This window comes from Luteimonas terricola (genome assembly GCF_004352845.1).
Taxonomy (GTDB): domain Bacteria; phylum Pseudomonadota; class Gammaproteobacteria; order Xanthomonadales; family Xanthomonadaceae; genus Luteimonas; species Luteimonas terricola.
The window spans coordinates 41,714-59,243 of the sequence record NZ_SJRX01000008.1; the positions used below are offsets into that span (position 1 = coordinate 41,714).

Sequence of the window (17,530 nt, forward strand, 5' to 3'; positions counted from 1 at the left end):
CTCCGGTCGGGTTGTCCCGATTGTTGCCGATCCGGTGGTCGGACTGACTATCGGCACATTCGCTATATGGAAGTTCGTAATAGCATCGCTTCCATGGCCGAACCCCTGCCCCCGCCGGACATCGATGCCGCCCTGCGCAAGTTCCAGCGCGAGCTGAGCACGGGCACGGTGGCGCTGACCTTGCTCGCGGTGCTGTCGCGTGCGCAGGAGCCGATGTACGGCTACCAGATCGCCAAGACCCTGGAGCGCTTCGGCGATGGCGTGCTCAGCGGCAAGCAGAGCGCGCTGTACCCGGTGTTGCGCAACCTGGAAGGCACGGGCCTGCTGGCCAGCCATGTCGGGCCTTCCGATGCCGGTCCGCCGCGGCGCTATTACGAGATCACCGACGCAGGGCACGCCACCCTGCGCGAATGGGCCGCCGCCTGGCGCGCCACCCGCGATTCCGTCGACACCGTCCTGGAGGGGACCCCGTGATGAACACACTGCCGCGCACCATTCCCGAGTACCTCGAGCAGCTGCGGCGCTCCCTGGCCGGTGCAGACCCGGCGATGATCCAGGACGCGCTCTACGATGCCGAGGAATACCTGCGCTCCGAACTCGCCGAGAATTCCGGCCGGTCCGAGGCCGAGGTCATCGCCGCGGTCGCGTCGAGCTACGGCGCGCCGGACGAAGTGGCCGACATCTACCGCGACACCGAGGTGACGGTGCAGACCGCGCTGCGCTCGCCGGCGCCGCCGCGGCGCAAGTCGCTGCCGGGCCGCTTCTTCGGCGTGGTCGCCGATCCCCGCACCTACGCCTCGCTGTTCTACATGGTGCTGGCGCTGGCCACCGGCATCTTCTACTTCACCTGGGTGGTGGCCGGCTTCTCCACGACGGCGGGCCTGTCGATCACGATCGTCGGCATCCCGCTGCTGATCCTGTTCTTCGGATCGGTGCGGGTGCTGTCGCTGGTGGAGGGGCGGATCGTGGAAGTGATGCTTGGCGAGCGCATGCCGCGGCGGCCGCTGTACTCGGTGCGCGGGCGCAGCATCTGGCAGCGCATCGTCGACATGTTCACCGACCCGCGCACCTGGAGCACGATGCTGTACTTCCTGCTGATGCTGCCGCTGGGGATCGTCTACTTCACGCTGGCGGTGACGCTGCTGGCGATCGGGATCAGCTTCGTGCTTGCGCCGATCGCGGTCTGGACGGGGATCGGCGGGGACTGGCTCGACCTCAACGACGTGGTGCTGGTCGGCATCAACGGCGTGCCGCTGCAGGGCTGGGAGCTGGTGCCGATGCTGGTGGTCGGCGTGCTGCTGCTGTTCGCCACCCTGCACCTGGCGCGCGCCATCGGCCGCGGCCACGGCCTGCTGGCCAAGCACCTGCTGGTGAAGACCGCCCAGTACTCCTGAGCGGTCGCGCCGGACTCAGCGGCGCTTCGCACCCGTGCGGCCCGCCTTGGCGGCGCGTGCGGGCGCGGCGCGTTTCGCCGTTGAAACATCGTGCCTGGCGATGAAGTCGCGCACCTGCGGATACACCTGCGTGCGCCAGCGCCGCCCGCTGAAGATGCCGTAGTGGCCGGCGCCCTCGACGGTCAGGTGCGCGCGGTCGCGCTCGGCGACGCCGGTGCACAGCGCATGCGCGGCGCGGGTCTGGCCCAGGCCGGAGATGTCGTCGAGTTCGCCCTCGATGGTCATCAGCGCGCAGCCCTTGATCGCCGCCGGGTCGACGTGTTCGCCGGCCACGTCCCAGGCGCCGCGCGGCAGCAGGTGGTCCTGGAACACCACGCGGATGGTGTCGAGGTAGTACTCGGCGGGCATGTCGAGCACGGCGTTGTATTCGTCGTAGAAGCGGCGGTGCGACTCGGCGTCTTCCATGTCGCCCTTCACCAGGTCCTGGTAGAAGTCCCAGTGCGACATGAAGTGGCGCTCCGGGTTCATGGCCATGAACCCGGAGTGCTGCAGGAAGCCCGGGTACACGCGGCGGCCGCTGCCGGGATAGTTCTGCGGCACCACGTGGGTGACGTTGTTCTCGAACCACCACAGCGGCTTCGTGGTGGCGAGGTTGTTGACCGCGGTCGGCGACTCGCGGGTGTCGATCGGCCCGCCCATCATCACCATCGACCGCGGCAGCTGTTCGCCGCGCGCGGCCATCAGCGAGATCGCGGCCAGCACCGGCACGGTGGGCTGGCAGACGCTCATCACGTGCAGGCGTTCGGCGCCGATGTGGCGGATGAACTCCTGGATATAGGCGACGTAATCGTCGAGGGTGAAGGCTCCGGCGCCCTTGGGCACCATGCGCGCGTCGACCCAGTCGGTGATGTAGACCTTGTGGTCGGGCAGCAGGGTGCGCACGGTGTCGCGCAGCAGCGTGGAGTGGTGGCCCGACAGCGGCGCGACCACCAGCACGGTGGGCTGGTCCTTCATGCCGAGGATGTTCTCGGCGTCGTCGGTGTAGCGCTTGAAGCGCAGCAGGCGGCAGAAGGACTTGTCGAGCGCCACCTTCTCCACCACCGGCACGTCATGGCCGTCCTTGACCACCTGGTGGATGGCGAAGGGCGGCTTTTCGTAGTCCTTGCCGATCCGGTGCAGGAGCTCGTTGCTTGCGGCCACCCGGGCGGCGCCGGGAAGCGAGGACAGCCAGGTGCCGTCGGTGCCGAAGATCTTCGCGTTCGCCTGGGCCATCTCGGTGAAGGGCGCAAGCAGGTTGCGATTGAGTTCGTGCAGTTGGTAGATCATCGGCGGTGGGTGCCCCGGTTTCTGATGCGCCGCAGCATAACGCAGCGGGCCGTGGGCGACAGGTGGCCATTGGTCACAGGGGCGAGGGGGCTGTTCAGGCGCTGCGGGCGCCGTTTCAGGCCAGTTCGAGCGCGGTGGCCCCCGGCGCCAGCGCCGGCGAGAGCCAGCAATGCGAGCCCAGGGCGCGGAATCCCGCGGCCTCGAAGCGGCGGCGATAGAAGGCGCCCGGGCGGCCGATGAAGCCGTCCTCGTCGCCCTCGGCGGCGTCCTCGCGGGCGAAGGTTTCAAGGAAGGCGACGCCGCCGCACAGCTCGGCCAGGCCCGGCAGGCCGCGGTCGATCTCGCGCGCCTGCAGGTAGTGCAGCACGTCGCTGCACACCACCAGGTCGGCGGGCGCGCAGGGGCGCAGCTCGGCGAAGTCCGAGAAGCGCGCGTGGTGCAGGTTGCGGCGCCCGCCGTGGCGCTCGATCGCATACACGCTGCTGTCGAAGCCGAGGTAGTGCGTCTTCGGGCGCAGCTTCAGCAGCGGTGCGCGCCAGGCGCCTTCGCCGCAGCCGATGTCGAGCACGCTGCGCAGCGGGCGTTCGAGGTGGTATTCGGCCGTGGCCACCGCCAGCGCCACCTTGCGCGCCAGTCGCTGCTGCCCGCCGATGCCGCCGCGGCGGTACCAGCGGTCGAAATAGGCCTGATCGTAGGTCTTGTCCATGGGCGGGCACGATACCGGCTGCGGTGCGCGCCGTGCGATCCTGTAGGCCATCGACAGACTGGCGGGAAGCAATGCAGACCTATTTCTGGATCAAATCGCTGCACATCGTGTTCGTGATGGCCTGGATCGCGGGGGCGTTCTACCTGCCGCGCATCCTGATCAACATCGTGGAGGACGGCGGCAACCCCGCAGTGCGCGAGCGCCTGCTGCTGATGGGGCGGCGGCTGTACCGATTCGGCCACGTGATGTTCGGGCTGGCGGTGGTCGCAGGCCTCGTGCTGTGGATGGGGTATCGCGTGATCCCCGACTTCCCGACGATGGTCGGCAGCGGCACCGGCTGGATGCACGCCAAGCTGCTGCTGGTGGCGGTGATGTTCGCGATGTACATCCTCGAGGGCCGCCAGCTGAAGGCCGTGGCACGCGGCGGCGCGATGCCATCGACGAAGCTGCTGCGCATCCGCAACGAGCTGCCGGTGCTGATCCTGCTGGTGATCGTCTGGCTTGTGCTCGCCAAGCCGTTCTGAGCCGGACCTGCCGCGGCCGCCTGCTGGCGGCCACGGACAGTCGTTTTCAGCGGGTCTTTGCCCCGTCCACCGGCGGCAGGTCCACCGGCACGCCCGACGCGTCGCAGTTGCCCCCCGCGCACAGCTGCTCCCGCAGCTTCGGCGTGGCCTGCACGATCACGTGGTAGATCGCGTTCTGCTCCAGCGTGCCGCGGAAGGCCTGGCTGCCGGGGCCGCGCGCCCAGATGCCGACGTCTTCGCCACCGTGGGTTTCCGAACCCAGCGGCACCATCGCTTCCTGCATGTAGTCGGGATGGGTGGTGTCGACGTCCGAGAGGTCGGGCCGGCCGGCGGCCACCTGGATGCCCCTCGGTTCGTGGAAGTGGCGCTTCGGGCCTTCGGGCTGGGTGGCGCTGGCGCCGGGATAGCCCGGGCCGTTGGCATAGCCGAGCGTGGTGTAGGGCAGGCCCAGGGCATCCAGCGCGGGGCCGTCGCCGCGCCCGCGCACCTTGCCGAGGATCGGGTTGCCGCGGCGCGGATAGCCGGCGAAATTCAGCACGTGCGAATGGTCGGCGGTGACCACGATCAGGGTGTCGTGGGCCGAGGTCATGTCGACCGCGGCCTGCACCGCGCGCGACATCGCCACGGTCTCGTCCAGGGCGCGGTAGGCGTTGCCCTCGTGGTTGGCGTGGTCGATGCGGCCGCTTTCCACCAGCAGCACGTAGCCTTCGGGGCGCTGTGACAGCGACTCGATCGCGAAGCGGGTCATGGCTTCGATGTCGGGCTCGCCATCCGGTCCACGGTCGCGGTCGTGCTCGTACTGCATGTGGCTGAGTCCGAAGAGTCCCAGCACCGACGGCGCGCCGCGCGCCGCTTCGAACTGGCGGTTCGTGTACACGAAGGCACCGTCCGGATTCAGGGCCTGCCATTCCTCGACCAGGTTGCGCCCGTCCTTGCGCTTGCCGCGCACGCCGGGCAGCACCTCCGCGTCCGGCAGGAACTCCCGGGCGCCGCCGGCCAGCACCACCTGCGGTGCGCCGTGCCTGCGCGCGAAATCGATGAACTGGCTGGCGATGTCGCTGCAGCCGGCCTCCTTCGCCGCCGCCGGGGTCGACGCGTCGCTTTCCCAGTTGCGGTTCGGCACGTGGGCGTAGGTGGCGGCCGGCGTGGCATGGGTCAGGCGCGTGGTGGTGACGATGCCGGTGCCCATGCCGGCGTCGCTGGCCAGCGCCAGCCAGCTCTGCAGGCGGTTGCCGTGCGACTGCGCGCAGTCGTCGATGCCGCCGGCGCTGACCCCGACCGCGCCGATGTGGCTTTTCACGCCGGTGGCCATCGCAGTCATGGTGCCGGCCGAATCCGGCGTCTGGGCGTCGGTGTTGTAGGTCTTGGAGAAGGCGGTCGCCGGGAAGTGCTCCCAGGACAGCAGGTTCTCTTCGCCCGGCTGCCCGGCCTGCTGTCCGGCGAAGATCCGCGCTGCGGCAACCGTGGTCAGGCTCATGCCGTCGCCGACGAACAGGATCACGTTCTTCGCGCGCCCGGACATGGCGCCGTTGGCCGCGGCCGCGGAAGCGCCGCTGCGGTACCACCAGACGGGGGTCTCGCCGTCAGGGCGGCGGATGGCGGGTACGTCGATATGGATCGCTCCGGGCGCGGCGGCTGCGGCTGTGCCTGCGGCGGGGGTGGCGTTGCCGGCGGGCTCGGTGGCGCAGGCGGTGGCGAGGCAGGCGGCAAGGACTGACAGGAACAGTCGGGGGCTGGGAGTCATAGGGTCTGCGCGGTCCGGATGGCCATTAAGGAACGCGCATTGTCGCCGACGCGCAGTGTCCCGGGTATGACATCCCGGCGTTCCGTCGCCGTGATCGCCGGCTGCCGGGGCATCGGCTAAGGTGCTCCATTGCGGTTTTCGCTGGATTCCGATGAAGCTTGTCAAAGCCTGGTTCAAGATCCCGTTCTGGCAGCGCGTGGCCGCCGGCTTCGTGCTCGGCGCGCTGGCCGGCTGGGCCTTCGGGCCGGCCGCGGACACGTGGTTCAAGCCGCTGGGCGACGTCTACGTCAACCTGATCCGGATGATCGCGACGCCGTTGGTGTTCTTCGCCGTCACCAGCGCCATTTCCAGCCTGCACGGGCAGAAGTCGATGGTCTCGCTGGGCGGCCGCACCTTCGCCTGGTTCGCGATCACCGCAGTGCTGGCGGTCTGCGTGGGCCTGGGCGTGGGCCTGGTGCTGCAGCCGGGCACCGGCGTCACCGGGCTGGTGGCGGCGCCGGATTACGTGGTGCGCGAGGTGCCGGGGCCGGTGCAGGTGCTGGTCGATCTGGTGCCCACCAACCCCTTCCGCGCGCTGACCGAAGGGAAGATCCTGCAGGTGATCTTCTTCGCCGCGCTGCTCGGCTTTGCCCTGGTGAAGCTGGGCGAGCGCACGCAGCGCCTGCGCGCGCTGATGGCCGAAGGCAGCGAGGCGATGATCCAGATCACCCGCTTCGTGCTCGAGATGACCCCGCTGGGCACCTTCGGCCTGATCGCGGCCCTGGTCGGTACCTACGGCTTCGAGAAGCTGCTGCCACTGGGCAGCTACATCGGCGCGCTGTACCTGGCCTGTGCGATCCATATCGTGTTCGTCTACAGCAGCCTGCTGCTGGCGCACGGGCTCAACCCGGTGAAGTTCTTCCGCGGCGCCGCGCCGGCGATGCAGGTCGCGTTCGCGGCCTCGTCGAGCTTTGCCGCGCTGCCGGCCAGCCTGCGCAGCGCCACCCACAACCTGGGCGTCGACAAGGACTACGCGGCCTTCGCCGTGCCGCTGGGCGCGAGCGTCAAGATGGACGGCTGCGGCGCGATCTACCCGGCGTTGACCGCGGTGTTCGTGGCGCAGTACTTCGGCATCGACCTCGACATGTCGCAGTACTTCATCATCCTGCTGGCATCGGTGCTCGGCAGCTTCGGCACCGCCGGCGTGCCGGGCACGGCGATCGTGATGGTCACCCTGGTGCTGAGCGCCGCCGGGCTGCCGCTGGAGGGCATCGGCTACCTGGTCGCCATCGACCGCATCCTCGACATGATGCGCACCATGACCAACGTCACCGGCCAGGTGCTGGTGCCGGTGCTGGTGGCGAAGCAGACCGGGATCCTCGACCAGGAGGTGTACGACGCGGCTTCGAGCAACGTCGGAGTCGAGACGCAGTCGTAGCGGCCGTGCCCCCGCCGCCATGCCCCCCCGGCCGCGGGCATCGCATCCCGACGGCACGGCACTGTGCCGCACCCGGCCGGCGATCAGCGCACGGCTTCGCGCTCGGCTTGCAGCTGGGCCTCGAAGTCGCGCTCGGCCTGGTCGGCGTATCCGGCGCAGCCCATTTGCTTGGATGCCGCTGGATCCGCGTAGTCGCGGCCGCTGCTACCCGGGTGCGGCGTCAGCAGGACATCGCAGGGCAGGGCGCGGACGACATCGAAGCTGCGGCGGTAGTCCTCGACGATGCGCGGGTAGCGCGGGTTGTCGATCAGCTGGTAGCCCGGTGCGCTCAGGCTGTCGGCATAGGCGATGCGCACGGAATTGCCGTCGTCGCTGTCGGTCCAGGTCCAGGCCATGCTGCCCGGTGTATGCCCGGGCATGAAGTGCACGGTGAAGCGCATGCCGCCCAGTTCAACCACTTCGCGGTCCATCAGCAGGCGGTCGACCTGCACCGGCGGGAAGACGATGGCGTCGCCGAAGTGGATGTCGTCGCTGCCGCCGCGCGCCAGCAGCACCGCGGATTCGGCGTTGGCGGCCACGCGCGCTCCGGTCCGCCGGCGCAGTTCGGCCAGCGGGCCGACGTGGTCGGCGTGGGCCTGGCTGAGGAAGATCAGCTCCAGGTCGCCCGGTGACACGCCCAGGTCCGCCATGTGCCGCAGCAGCATGTCGGCCGCCTGTGGCATGCCGCCGTCGATCAGCACCGCGCCGTCCGCGGTCTTCACCAGGATCGCGCCGAGGTTCGCGGTCCCGATGTGCCAAGTGTTGTCGGCGATCCGCACCGGAGCGATGGGCTGGCGCCAGCTTTCGTGCACGGTGTAGGCCTTGAGCTGGGGAAGCGGCGGCTCCGCCGACCCGGCGGCATGGGCGGGCAGGAGGACGGCCAGGGCAAGGGCGGGCAGGGTGCGCGGGAGCATCGTTCACCGGTAGGGCGGCAGGCGGGTGCGAAGTATCGCCCGGTAGGGGGCGCTCCGGCACCGGCATGACTTCCGGCGGGCCACCGACGCGGGCGGCCGGGTTATGTTCGCAGTCCGTCCACAAGGGAAATGGGGGACACATGAAGCTTTCCAGGCCTGCGGCATGGCTGTGTGCGTTGCTCTTCGCAGCACCGGCCTTCGCCGCCGATACCGGCCGCTGGGACATCCCGGTGGCCACGAGAACGCTCGACAACGGCCTCACCGTGGTCGTCTCCGAAGACCGCAGCGCGCCGGTGGTCGGCGTGAGCGTGGTCTACGGCATCGGCATGCGGCTCGAGCCGCGCAACCGTACCGGCTTCGCGCACCTGTTCGAGCACCTGATGTTCGAGGGCTCGGCCAACGCGCCCGAGGGCGTGTTCGACCGCGTGATCACCGGTGGCGGCGGGCGCAACAACGGCTCCACCCGCGCCGACTTCACCAACTACATCGAGATCGCGCCCTCGTCGGCGATCGAGCCCATCCTGTGGCTCGAGGCCGACCGCATGCGCATGCTGGACTTCAGCGAGAGCACGCTGAAAAACCAGCAGGACGTGGTGAAGGAAGAGATCCGCAACAACGTGCAGAACCAGCCCTACGGCGGTTTCATGTGGATCGACATCGGCATGCAGGCCTTCCAGAAGTGGGAGAACAACCACGACGGCTACGGCAGCTTCGAGGACCTGGAGAACGCCGACCTCGATGACGTCAAGGCTTTCCACCGCGACTTCTACGGTCCGAACAACGCGATCCTGTCGATGGCCGGCGACATCTCGCCCGAAGAAGGGTTCGCGCTGGCCGAGAAGTACTTCGGCGACATCGCCTCGCGCCCCACGCCGCCGGCACCGGACTTCAGCGAGGGCCTCAACACGCAGGAGAAGCGGATCCAGCAGGGCGACAAGCTGGCCCAGGTGCCGGCGATCGCCGTGGCCTGGAAGATGCCCGACCGCGGCAGCGCCGACCAGGCGCCGATGGCGGTGCTGGGCGCGCTGCTCGCCAACGGCGATGCCTCGCGCCTGTACCAGGGCCTGGTGAAAGGCCGCGAACTGGCGCTCAACGTCGATTCGCTCTACGGCCTGACCAGCGAGTGGGAGTACGACGGCCCGACGCTGTTCACCGTGTTCGCGCTGTACAAGCCGGGCACCGACGCCGATGCGATGCTTGCGGCCATCGACGAGGAGATCGCGAAGGTCGTCGCCGACGGCGTCGATGACGCCACGCTCGCGCGCGTCAAGACCCGCATGCTCGCCGACTGGTACAACGGCCTGGAGTCCTTCATCTCGCGCGCCGACGCCCTGGCCAAGCTGCAGCTGATGTGGGACGACGCCGAAGTCGTCAACGTGATTCCCGGCTGGATCGATGCGGTGACCTCGGCCGACGTGCAGCGCGCCGCGCGTACCTACCTGACCCGCGACAACCGCACGGTCATCGACCGCAAGCCCGAGGCCATGCTGCAGGCCGCCGCGGCCGATGTCGAAGCCGATGCCGATGCCGGCGCGCCCCGGGACTGAGGACACCACCATGACGATCTTCAAGCACACCCTGCTCGCCCTGGCCGTTTCCGCGCTGGCCTGCGGCGCCGTCGTCGCCGGCCCCGCCGCCGACCTGCCGAAAGACCTGCCGCCGTACGCGGCCGACAAGCCGCTGCCGGTGCCCGATATCGCGAAGAAGACCCTGGCCAACGGCCTCGAGGTCTGGGTGGTGCCGCGCGATGGCATCCCGCGCGTGGACTACGTGCTCGCGGTGCGCAACGCCGGCTACGTCGCCGACGCGTCCGATGCGCCCGGCTTCGCCTCGCTGATGGCAGGACTGCTCACCGAGGGCACCGCCAGCCGCGACTCCCGCGAGATCGCCGAATTCGCGCAGGGCCAGGGCGGCAGCGTCGGTGCCTCGGTCAGCAGCGACGGCGCGCTTGTCTACGGCAATGCGCTGGCCGCCAATGCCGGGCCGATGCTGTCGCTGCTCGCGGACGTGGCGCGCACGCCGGCCTTCCCCGACAGCGAGGTCAAGCTGGCGCAGGCCAACGCCCTGCAGGCGCTGAAGGCCGCCGAGGCACAGCCCGGCTTCCGTGCCAACCGCGCCCTGCTGTCCGCGGTCTACGGCGACCACCCCTATGCGCGCACCCAGCCGACCGAGGCCTCGATCATGGCGGTGACGCCCGCGGCGCTGCGCAGCGAGCACCAGCGCCGCTTCCATCCCGACCGCAGCCTGCTCGTGGTCGCCGGCCGCATCGATGCCGACGACGCCTTCCGGCTGGCCGAGCAGGCCTTCGGCGACTGGGACGCCTCCGGCGCGGCCGACGTCCCGGCCACGCCGCCCGCGCGCCGCGACGCGACGGCGCAGCGACTGCTGCTGCAGCGCGACGGCAGCGTGCAGTCGACGCTGCGCCTGGCGAGTCCCGCGGTCCCGGCCACCGATCCCGATGCGATCCCGCTGCAGCTCGCCGGCACCGTGCTCGGCGGCAGCTTCTCCAGCCGCGTGATGCAGAACCTGCGCGAAGAGAAGGGCTACACCTACGGCGCCCGCGCGGGCCTTGCGACCGCGGCCGAGGGCGGCTACGTCAGCGGCTCCGCGGACGTGCGCAACGAAGTCACGGGCGCATCGCTCACCGAGTTCTTCAAGGAGTACGCGCGCATCGGCAGCGAGCCGGTGCCCGTCACCGAGCTCGACGACACCAAGCGCTACGTCGCCGGCGGCTACCTGATCGGCAACCAGATGCAGGCCTCGGTGGCCGCCACGCTGGCGTCGAACTGGCTGGTCGGCCTGCCGCCCGGTTACCTCGGCGAGTACGTGCCCAAGGTGCGCGCGGTGAGCGCGGACCAGGTGCAGGCGATGGCGGCGAAATACTTCGCGCCGGAGCGGCAGAGCATCATCGTGGTCGGCGATGGCGGGGCGATCGCGGAGCAGCTGGCGGAGTGGGGCGAGTTCCGAACGGTCGACTAAGGCCGACCCCCTTTCCCCGCGTTGCGGGGAAAGGGGAGTTGCGGTCTGTTGGTGCCGTCGCAATCCTGCGAAGGGGTTACGCGGTCACCGGCACGTCGCGCGGCCTGTTGAGCCAGTACGCGAACCCTCCCGCCGTGAAGAACATCAGCAGGCTGTACACCGCCGCGGGGATCGACATCACCGCGCTGCCCAGCACGTTGAGGCCGATGAAGATCGCCAGCGTTCCGTTGTGGATGCCGATTTCCATCGAGATCGCGATCGCCTGCGGCCGCGGCAGTTTCAGCGCCAGCGGTGCGGCATAGCCGACGCCCAGGCTGGCGAGGTTGAACAGCAGGCAGGCGAGTCCGACCGTGGCGATCGACGCCAGCAGCACTTCGTAGGACTGCGCCACCGCGACCGCGACCAGCAGCGCCAGCACCAGCACCGACAGCAGCCGCAGCGGCTTGGCGGAGGCCGCCGCGAAGGCCGGGGCGAAATGGCGCACGACCATGCCCGCGGCCACCGGCAGCAGGATGATCATCCCGACCTCGACCACCTTCGCCACCGGCGGCGGCACGTACTGGCCGGCGCCCATGAAGTATTCCAGCGAGAGGTTGAGGATCACCGGCAGGGTCAGCAGGCAGAGCAGGCTGTTGATCGCGGTGAGGGTGATGTTGAGCGCGACATCGCCGCGTGCGAGGTGGCTGTAGATGTTGGCCGTGGCACCGCCCGGCGAGGCTGCCAGCAGCATCAGCCCGACCGCCAGTCCGGGCGACAGCCCCAGGCCCAATGCCAGGCCGAAGGCCACCCAGGGCAGCACCAGGGTCTGCAGCCCGAGGCCGACGAGCACTGCTTTTGGGTAGCGCGCCACGCGCCGGAAGTCGTCGATGGTGAGGCCCATGCCGAGCCCGAGCATGATCACGCCCAGCGCCAGCGGCAGGAGCAGGTTGGTCAGCAGCGAAGCCTGCATCGGTCTCCCTTCCGTCCTTGTGTCCAGTCAGGGCGAGCTTCGCCCGCTGCCCCCGTGTCGTGCACGCCGCGCTGCAGCGCGGGCGCGGCGGATACGAAAAGGCCGCCCTGGGGCGGCCTTCGAAACAGCGCTTTGCCGGGGGCGTGCCTCAGCTGTGCAGGCCTTCGACCCGACGCGCCTGCAGGAACCTGCCGGCCCAGTAGCCGGTGTCCAGGCGCGAGACGGTCACGTCGCGGCCGCTGCGCGGGGCGTGCACGAACTGGCCGTCGCCGACGTAGATGCCGACGTGGTCGACGCGCTTGCCGCGGCGGCCGAAGAACACCAGGTCGCCGGCGACCAGCGCGGCGCGATCGATCTTCTCGCCGTTGCTCGCCATCTCGCGCGAAACGCGGGGCAGTTCGATGCCCAGGGTGGTGCGGAACACGTAGTTCACCAGGCCGCTGCAGTCGAAGCCGGAGTCCGGCGAGGTGCCGCCCCAGCGGTAGGGCGTGCCGAGCAGGCCCTTGGCGCGGCGCAGCAGGGCCTGGATGCGGCTCGGCGGCTCGTCCTGCCCGGCGGCGGCCCCGGCCTCGATCAGCTGGTTGACGTCGGCGGCGCTGAGCATGTTGCGGTCGGGTGCCAGGGTGCTGCCCACCAGTGCCTGGCTGGTGGAGCCGCCGAGCATCTGGTCGGCGGAATCAGCCGCCAGCGGGGCGGCCAATGCAGGCGCCGCGGCGAATGGCAGCAGGAGTGCGAACAGGATGGAGTGCACCCGCGGGGCGGGGCGGCGACGGAGTCCGGTCGGTGCGGAAGAGGTCACGCGGTTTTCACAAGTCAGAGCAGCAGCGCGGGATGGTGACCGAGAGCGCAGTCCTGTTTGTTAATTTTTCGTGCATCGAGCGTGAATGCGGTCGTGCCCGGTGTCCGCGATTCAGCGCAGGATCCGTTTTGCGCCGCTGTAGTTGCGCCGCCAATAGCTGCCGTCCAGGTGGTCCAGTCGCACCGTGCCTCCGGTGCTGGGGGCGTGGACGAAGCGTCCCTCGCCGACGTAGATCCCGACGTGGGTGACGTTGCCGCCGCTGCCGAAGAACACCAGGTCGGCGGTGGCCAGCTTCCGCGGTTCGATCTTCGGCCCCTGGTAGGCGGCCAGGTCGCGCGAGGTGCGTGGAAGCTTCAGGTCGAGCATGTCGTTGTAGACGTAGTTGACGAGGCCGGAGCAGTCGAAGCCGCCGTCGGGCGTGTTGCCACCGTAGCGGTAGGGCGTGCCGACCAGGCTGATGGCACGCATCAGCACCGAGTTGGCCGCGGCCGGGTCGGCCGGCGTGACCTGCGGCCACTCGCGCTGGCCGACCACGCCGGCCTGCGGCGGGGCGGGTCGGATGTCGTCGCGACCGCAGCCCGCGGCGAGGAGCACGACCACCAGGCCCGCGAGTGCGATTGGCGCCCGGTGGCCGGTGTCTGGATAATGCGTGGCCTTGCCCATCGGTCGGCATCTTGGCCGAACCCCTGCCTTCCTTACAAGCGGCCGCGTGTCGCGCCACCGGATCCATTACCCATGAAGATCGAGAAAGACCGCGTCGTCCGCTTCCACTACACCGTGTCCGAACAGGGCGGCGAGCCGGTGGAGAGTTCGAAGGACAGCGGCCAGCCGCTGGCCATCCTGCTGGGCCACGGCAACATCATCCCCGGTCTTGAGAAGGCGATGGAAGGCCGGGTGGCCGGCGACAGCTTCGGCGCCGACGTGCCGGCCGCCGAGGCCTATGGCGAGCGTCGCGACGGGCTCACCCAGCGCGTGCCGAAGAAGCATTTCACCGGCCAGAAGCTCTCCGTCGGCGACCAGGTGGTGCTCAACACCAACTTCGGCCCGCGCGCGGTGACCATCCAGAAGGTCGGCATGAGCGTGGTCGACGTCGACCTCAACCATCCGATGGCCGGCAAGGACCTGCACTTCGACGTCGAGATCGTCGACGTGCGCGAGGCGCAAAAGGTCGAGATCGAGCACGGCCACGTGCACGGCGACGGCGGCCATGACCATGGTGACGATGCCGGACGCGCGGACCCGGCCGACGCCGCTGCAGACGACGCCGGTACCGGCGCCGACAAGGCCGACTGACGGGACCGGGCGCCGCTACAATTCCGCCATGGACGAACGTGTCGATGTGGTGGTGGTGGGTGGCGGCGTCATCGGACTGTGCACGGCGCTGTGCCTGGCCGAGGCCGGGCGCAGCGTGCGCGTGCTGGAGGCGAAGACGGTCGGCAGCGGCAGTTCGCACGGCAACTGCGGGACCCTGACGCCCAGCCACGCCGCGCCGCTGGCCGCGCCCGGCGCGATCACCCAGGCGCTGCGCTGGATGCTGACGCCCGATGCGCCGTTCTACGTGGCGCCGCGGCTGGACCCGGGACTGTGGCGCTGGCTGTTCGGCTTTGCCCGGCGCTGCAACGCCCGCGACTGGCGCACGGCGCTGGCCGCGCGCGCGGCCATCCTCAACGATTCGATCACCGCCTATCCCGACTGGGTGGCGCGCCACGCGCCGGACGCGGAATACGCGGGGGAGGGCGTGGATTACCTCTTCCGGACCGCGTCGGGATTCGACGAGGCCGCACGCGACATCCCGCACCTGGCCGAGGTCGGCATCGCCGCCGAGGTGATCGCCGGCAGCGACTACGAGCGTTCGGATCCCGCGCTGAAGCCCGGCCTCCACGCCGTGATCCGCTTCCCCGGCGATGCCAGCCTGCGCCCGGACCGCTATGTCGCCGGCCTGGCGCGCTCGCTGCGCGCGCTCGGCGGCGTGATCGAGGACGGCTGGGAAGTGCAGGGCATCGACGAGGACGCCGACGGCGTGGTCGTGCACGGCAGCCGCGGCAGGCTGCGCGCGCGCGACGTGGTCCTGGCCACCGGCGCCTGGTCACCCACGCTGATGCGTTCGGCCGGCCTGGGCGCGCTGCCGGTGCAGCCGGGCAAGGGCTACTCGATCACCTACGACCGGCCGGCGCGGGTGCCGCGGCGCGCGCTGTCGCTGCACGAGCCCGGCGTCTGCGTCACCGCCTGGGGCAGCGGCTACCGCCTCGGCAGCACGATGGAGTTCTCCGGCTACAGCACCGATCTCAACCGCCGCCGGCTCGACGCGCTGGAGCGCGGCGCGGCGGCCTTCCTGCACGAGCCCGTGGGCCCGGTGAAGCATGAAGAGTGGTACGGCTGGCGCCCGCTGAGCATCGACGACGTGCCGATCATCGGCCGCGTGCCGGGGCGCCGTCACGCCTGGGTCGCGACCGGCCATGGCATGCTCGGGGTCAGCATGAGCCCTTCCACCGGACAACTCGTCGCCGACCTGGTCTGCGGTCGCGAACCGCGGATCGATCCGGCCCCGTACTCCCCCGAGCGCTTCCGGTGAGCGGCGCACGCATCCACGTCGACCTGGCCGTGGTGGGCGGCGGCTCCGGCGGGCTGGCCGCGGCTTTTCGCGCCGCCAACCATGGCGCGCGCGTCGCACTGCTGGAACCGGGCGAACTCGGCGGCACCTGCGTCAACGTCGGCTGCGTGCCGAAGAAGGCGATGTGGCTGGCCGCGGACCTGGGCGCGCGCATCGGCCTGGCCCAGGCGCTGGGCTTTCCCGTGGAGCCGGCCTGCCCGGACTGGGAAACGCTGGTTGCGAGCCGCCAGCGCTACATCGCCAACATCCACGCCAGCTACCGCAAGCGCCTGGACGAGGCCGGCATCGTGCGGCTGCCCGCGCGCGGCCGCCTGGCCGGCGACGGCCTGGTGGAGTGCGACGATGGCACCCAGCTGCAGGCAGCCCACATCCTGCTGGCGACCGGTGGGAGCCCGGTGAGGCCGGACATCCCGGGTGTGGAGCTCGGCATCGATTCCGACGGCTTCTTCGCGCTGTCCGCGGCCCCGCGGCGGGTGGCGATCATCGGCGGTGGCTACATCGGCGTCGAACTCGCCGGCGTGATGCAGGGGCTGGGCTGCCAGGTCGAACTGTTCGTGCGCGGCGACAGCCTGCTCAAGGGCTTCGATCCGGACGTGGTCGAGCGCCTGCAGGGCAACATGCACCAGTCGGGCATCGCGCTGCACTTCGGCTATTCCCTGGCCGCGCTGGAGGCTGGCGGCGACAGCGACGGCGTGCGCCTGCGCGAGAGGGATGGCGACGCGGGCGAGCCCTTCGACGCGGTGATCCTCGCCACCGGACGCCGCCCGAACACCGACGGCCTCGGCCTGGAAGCGGCCGGCGTGCGCGTTGCCGATGACGGCCGTATCGAGGTCGACGGCTTCCAGTCCACCAGCGCCGAGCAGATCTACGCCGTCGGCGACGTGACCGGCCGCCTGGCACTGACGCCGGTGGCGATCGCCGAGGGACGGCGATTGATGGACCGCGTGTTCGGCGGCGAGCCCGGCGCCTGCGTCGACCACGGCAACGTGCCCACCGTGGTGTTCTCGCACCCGCCGCTGGGCCGGGTCGGGCTGACCGAGGCCGAGGCCCGCGAGCGCTTCGGCGGCGACGCGGTGAGCTGCCACCGCACCACCTTCCGGCCGATGCTGCACGCCCTGGCCGACGTGCAGCAGCACAGCATGTTCAAGGCCGTCTGCGTGGGCGAAGAGAAGCGCGTGGTCGGCCTGCACCTGGTGGGCGAGGCCGCCGACGAGATCCTGCAGGGCTTCGCGGTGGCGGTGAAGATGGGCGCGACGCTGGCCGACTTCCACGCCACCGTCGCCATCCACCCCACCAGCGCCGAAGAGATCGTGCTGCTGCGCTGAGCGGTTAGGATCGTGGGCATGGATATCTTCACCTTGCACCGCGGCAGCGCGCCGCTGCTCGTCAGCCTGCCGCACGACGGCACCCACGTCCCGGACGCGATCGCACGGCGCCTGACCGCCAGCGCGCGCGGCGTGCCCGACACCGACTGGCACGTGGCGCTGCTGTACGACTTCGCGCGCGATCTCGGCGCCTCGATCCTGGTGCCGACGCATTCGCGCTACGTGGTCGACCTCAACCGCAGCGAGGACGACACCTCGCTCTACCCCGGGCAGAACACCACCGGCCTGTGCCCGGTGCGCCAGTTCGACGGCAGCGCGGTGTACCTGGAGGGACAGGAACCGGTGCCGGAAGAGGTGCGGCAGCGCGTGGATGCGTACTGGCGGCCCTACCACGCGGCGCTGCGCGGGGAGATCGATCGCCTGAAGCAGGAGCACGGCCGCGTGGTGCTGTGGGAGGCCCACTCGATCCGCGGCGAGCTGCCCTGGCTGTTCCCCGGGCGCCTGCCCGACCTCAACCTCGGCACCGCCAGCGGCACCAGCTGTTCGCCGGAGCTGGCCGAGCGCCTGGCCCTGGTGCTGGCGACGCAGGACGGCTACGACTGGGTCGCCAACGGCCGCTTCAAGGGCGGCCACATCACCCGCCACTACGGCCAGCCCGAACAGGGTGTCGAGGCGGTGCAGCTCGAGATCGCGCAGCGCGCATACATGGACGAGGCCACGTTCGACTGGCTGCCCGGGGAGGCTGCCGCGTTGCAGCCGGTGCTGCGCGCGCTGCTGGAAGCCACACTCCTGTAGGAGCAGCC

At 70.3% G+C, this 17,530-nt stretch carries 16 protein-coding genes and 1 pseudogene; 10 read left to right on the forward strand and 7 right to left on the reverse strand.

Annotated elements, in window-relative coordinates; translation table 11 throughout:
• The first annotated feature begins 93 nt into the window (after positions 1 to 93).
• Both E2169_RS11980 and E2169_RS11985 read left to right on the forward strand, forming a co-directional pair.
• On the forward strand, positions 94 to 474 hold the full coding sequence (locus E2169_RS11980) for a PadR family transcriptional regulator (protein WP_132986841.1): 381 nt from the start codon (positions 94 to 96) through the stop codon (positions 472 to 474).
• Entirely contained in the window at positions 474 to 1,394 is a 921-nt protein-coding gene (locus tag E2169_RS11985; RefSeq protein WP_132986842.1) for a sensor domain-containing protein, read from the forward strand. Before E2169_RS11980 ends, E2169_RS11985 begins: the two co-directional genes overlap by 1 nt.
• Positions 1,395 to 1,409: 15 nt before the next feature.
• Here the strand turns inward: E2169_RS11985 and E2169_RS11990 are convergent, their stop codons facing one another.
• Both E2169_RS11990 and E2169_RS11995 read right to left on the reverse strand, forming a co-directional pair.
• Positions 1,410 to 2,720 carry a polyhydroxyalkanoate depolymerase gene (locus tag E2169_RS11990; protein WP_132986843.1) on the reverse strand — a complete coding sequence of 437 codons (1,311 nt, stop codon included), beginning with the start codon at positions 2,718 to 2,720 and terminating at the stop codon, positions 1,410 to 1,412.
• Positions 2,721 to 2,835: 115 nt separating this feature from the next.
• A complete protein-coding gene (locus E2169_RS11995; protein ID WP_132986844.1) occupies positions 2,836 to 3,426 on the reverse strand; it encodes a class I SAM-dependent DNA methyltransferase in 591 nt (196 codons plus the stop codon).
• 71 nt (positions 3,427 to 3,497) lie between these two features.
• Here E2169_RS11995 and E2169_RS12000 point away from each other — a divergent pair, with 71 nt between their 5' ends.
• Positions 3,498 to 3,950, forward strand: a complete 453-nt coding sequence (locus E2169_RS12000; RefSeq protein WP_132986845.1) for a CopD family protein — start codon at positions 3,498 to 3,500, stop codon at positions 3,948 to 3,950.
• A 46-nt stretch (positions 3,951 to 3,996) separates the two neighbouring features.
• On the opposite strand, the gene E2169_RS12005 is transcribed toward E2169_RS12000, so the two are convergent.
• Positions 3,997 to 5,694 (reverse strand): alkaline phosphatase, encoded by a 1,698-nt coding sequence (locus tag E2169_RS12005; RefSeq protein ID WP_132986846.1) that lies wholly within the window; start codon positions 5,692 to 5,694, stop codon positions 3,997 to 3,999.
• 151 nt (positions 5,695 to 5,845) lie between these two features.
• Between E2169_RS12005 and E2169_RS12010 the strand changes: the two genes are divergently transcribed.
• Positions 5,846 to 7,111, forward strand: a complete 1,266-nt coding sequence (locus E2169_RS12010) for a dicarboxylate/amino acid:cation symporter (protein ID WP_132986847.1) — start codon at positions 5,846 to 5,848, stop codon at positions 7,109 to 7,111.
• An 83-nt stretch (positions 7,112 to 7,194) separates the two neighbouring features.
• On the opposite strand, the gene bla is transcribed toward E2169_RS12010, so the two are convergent.
• Positions 7,195 to 8,064 (reverse strand): subclass B3 metallo-beta-lactamase, encoded by an 870-nt coding sequence (bla, locus tag E2169_RS12015; RefSeq protein WP_132986848.1) that lies wholly within the window; start codon positions 8,062 to 8,064, stop codon positions 7,195 to 7,197.
• 140 nt (positions 8,065 to 8,204) lie between these two features.
• Between bla and E2169_RS12020 the strand changes: the two genes are divergently transcribed.
• Both E2169_RS12020 and E2169_RS12025 read left to right on the forward strand, forming a co-directional pair.
• Positions 8,205 to 9,611, forward strand: coding sequence for a M16 family metallopeptidase (locus E2169_RS12020; RefSeq protein ID WP_132986849.1), 1,407 nt, complete (start codon positions 8,205 to 8,207; stop codon positions 9,609 to 9,611).
• Positions 9,612 to 9,621: 10 nt separating this feature from the next.
• Positions 9,622 to 11,043 carry a M16 family metallopeptidase gene (locus E2169_RS12025; RefSeq protein ID WP_132986850.1) on the forward strand — a complete coding sequence of 474 codons (1,422 nt, stop codon included), beginning with the start codon at positions 9,622 to 9,624 and terminating at the stop codon, positions 11,041 to 11,043.
• Positions 11,044 to 11,119: 76 nt separating this feature from the next.
• Here E2169_RS12025 and E2169_RS12030 read toward each other — a convergent pair whose 3' ends face one another.
• The 3 genes from E2169_RS12030 to E2169_RS12040 form a co-directional block, all read right to left on the reverse strand.
• Positions 11,120 to 11,992 (reverse strand): bile acid:sodium symporter family protein, encoded by an 873-nt coding sequence (locus E2169_RS12030; RefSeq protein ID WP_132986851.1) that lies wholly within the window; start codon positions 11,990 to 11,992, stop codon positions 11,120 to 11,122.
• Between the two features lie 148 nt (positions 11,993 to 12,140).
• Positions 12,141 to 12,809, reverse strand: coding sequence for a C40 family peptidase (locus tag E2169_RS12035; protein WP_370465147.1), 669 nt, complete (start codon positions 12,807 to 12,809; stop codon positions 12,141 to 12,143).
• A 93-nt stretch (positions 12,810 to 12,902) separates the two neighbouring features.
• Positions 12,903 to 13,454, reverse strand: coding sequence for a C40 family peptidase (locus E2169_RS12040; RefSeq protein WP_132986852.1), 552 nt, complete (start codon positions 13,452 to 13,454; stop codon positions 12,903 to 12,905).
• Positions 13,455 to 13,526: 72 nt separating this feature from the next.
• Here E2169_RS12040 and E2169_RS12045 point away from each other — a divergent pair.
• From E2169_RS12045 to hutG, 4 genes and pseudogenes are all read left to right on the forward strand, one after another.
• Positions 13,527 to 14,006, forward strand: a pseudogene (locus tag E2169_RS12045) (FKBP-type peptidyl-prolyl cis-trans isomerase); the annotation flags it as partial.
• A 106-nt stretch (positions 14,007 to 14,112) separates the two neighbouring features.
• A complete protein-coding gene (locus E2169_RS14490) occupies positions 14,113 to 15,363 on the forward strand; it encodes an NAD(P)/FAD-dependent oxidoreductase (RefSeq protein ID WP_229659154.1) in 1,251 nt (416 codons plus the stop codon).
• Positions 15,360 to 16,727: a glutathione-disulfide reductase gene (gene gorA, locus E2169_RS12055; RefSeq protein ID WP_229659153.1), complete on the forward strand. Its 1,368-nt coding sequence runs from the start codon at positions 15,360 to 15,362 to the stop codon at positions 16,725 to 16,727. Before E2169_RS14490 ends, gorA begins: the two co-directional genes overlap by 4 nt.
• 18 nt (positions 16,728 to 16,745) lie before the next feature.
• Positions 16,746 to 17,522 (forward strand): N-formylglutamate deformylase, encoded by a 777-nt coding sequence (gene hutG / locus E2169_RS12060; protein ID WP_132986855.1) that lies wholly within the window; start codon positions 16,746 to 16,748, stop codon positions 17,520 to 17,522.
• The last annotated feature ends 8 nt before the right edge of the window (positions 17,523 to 17,530 follow it).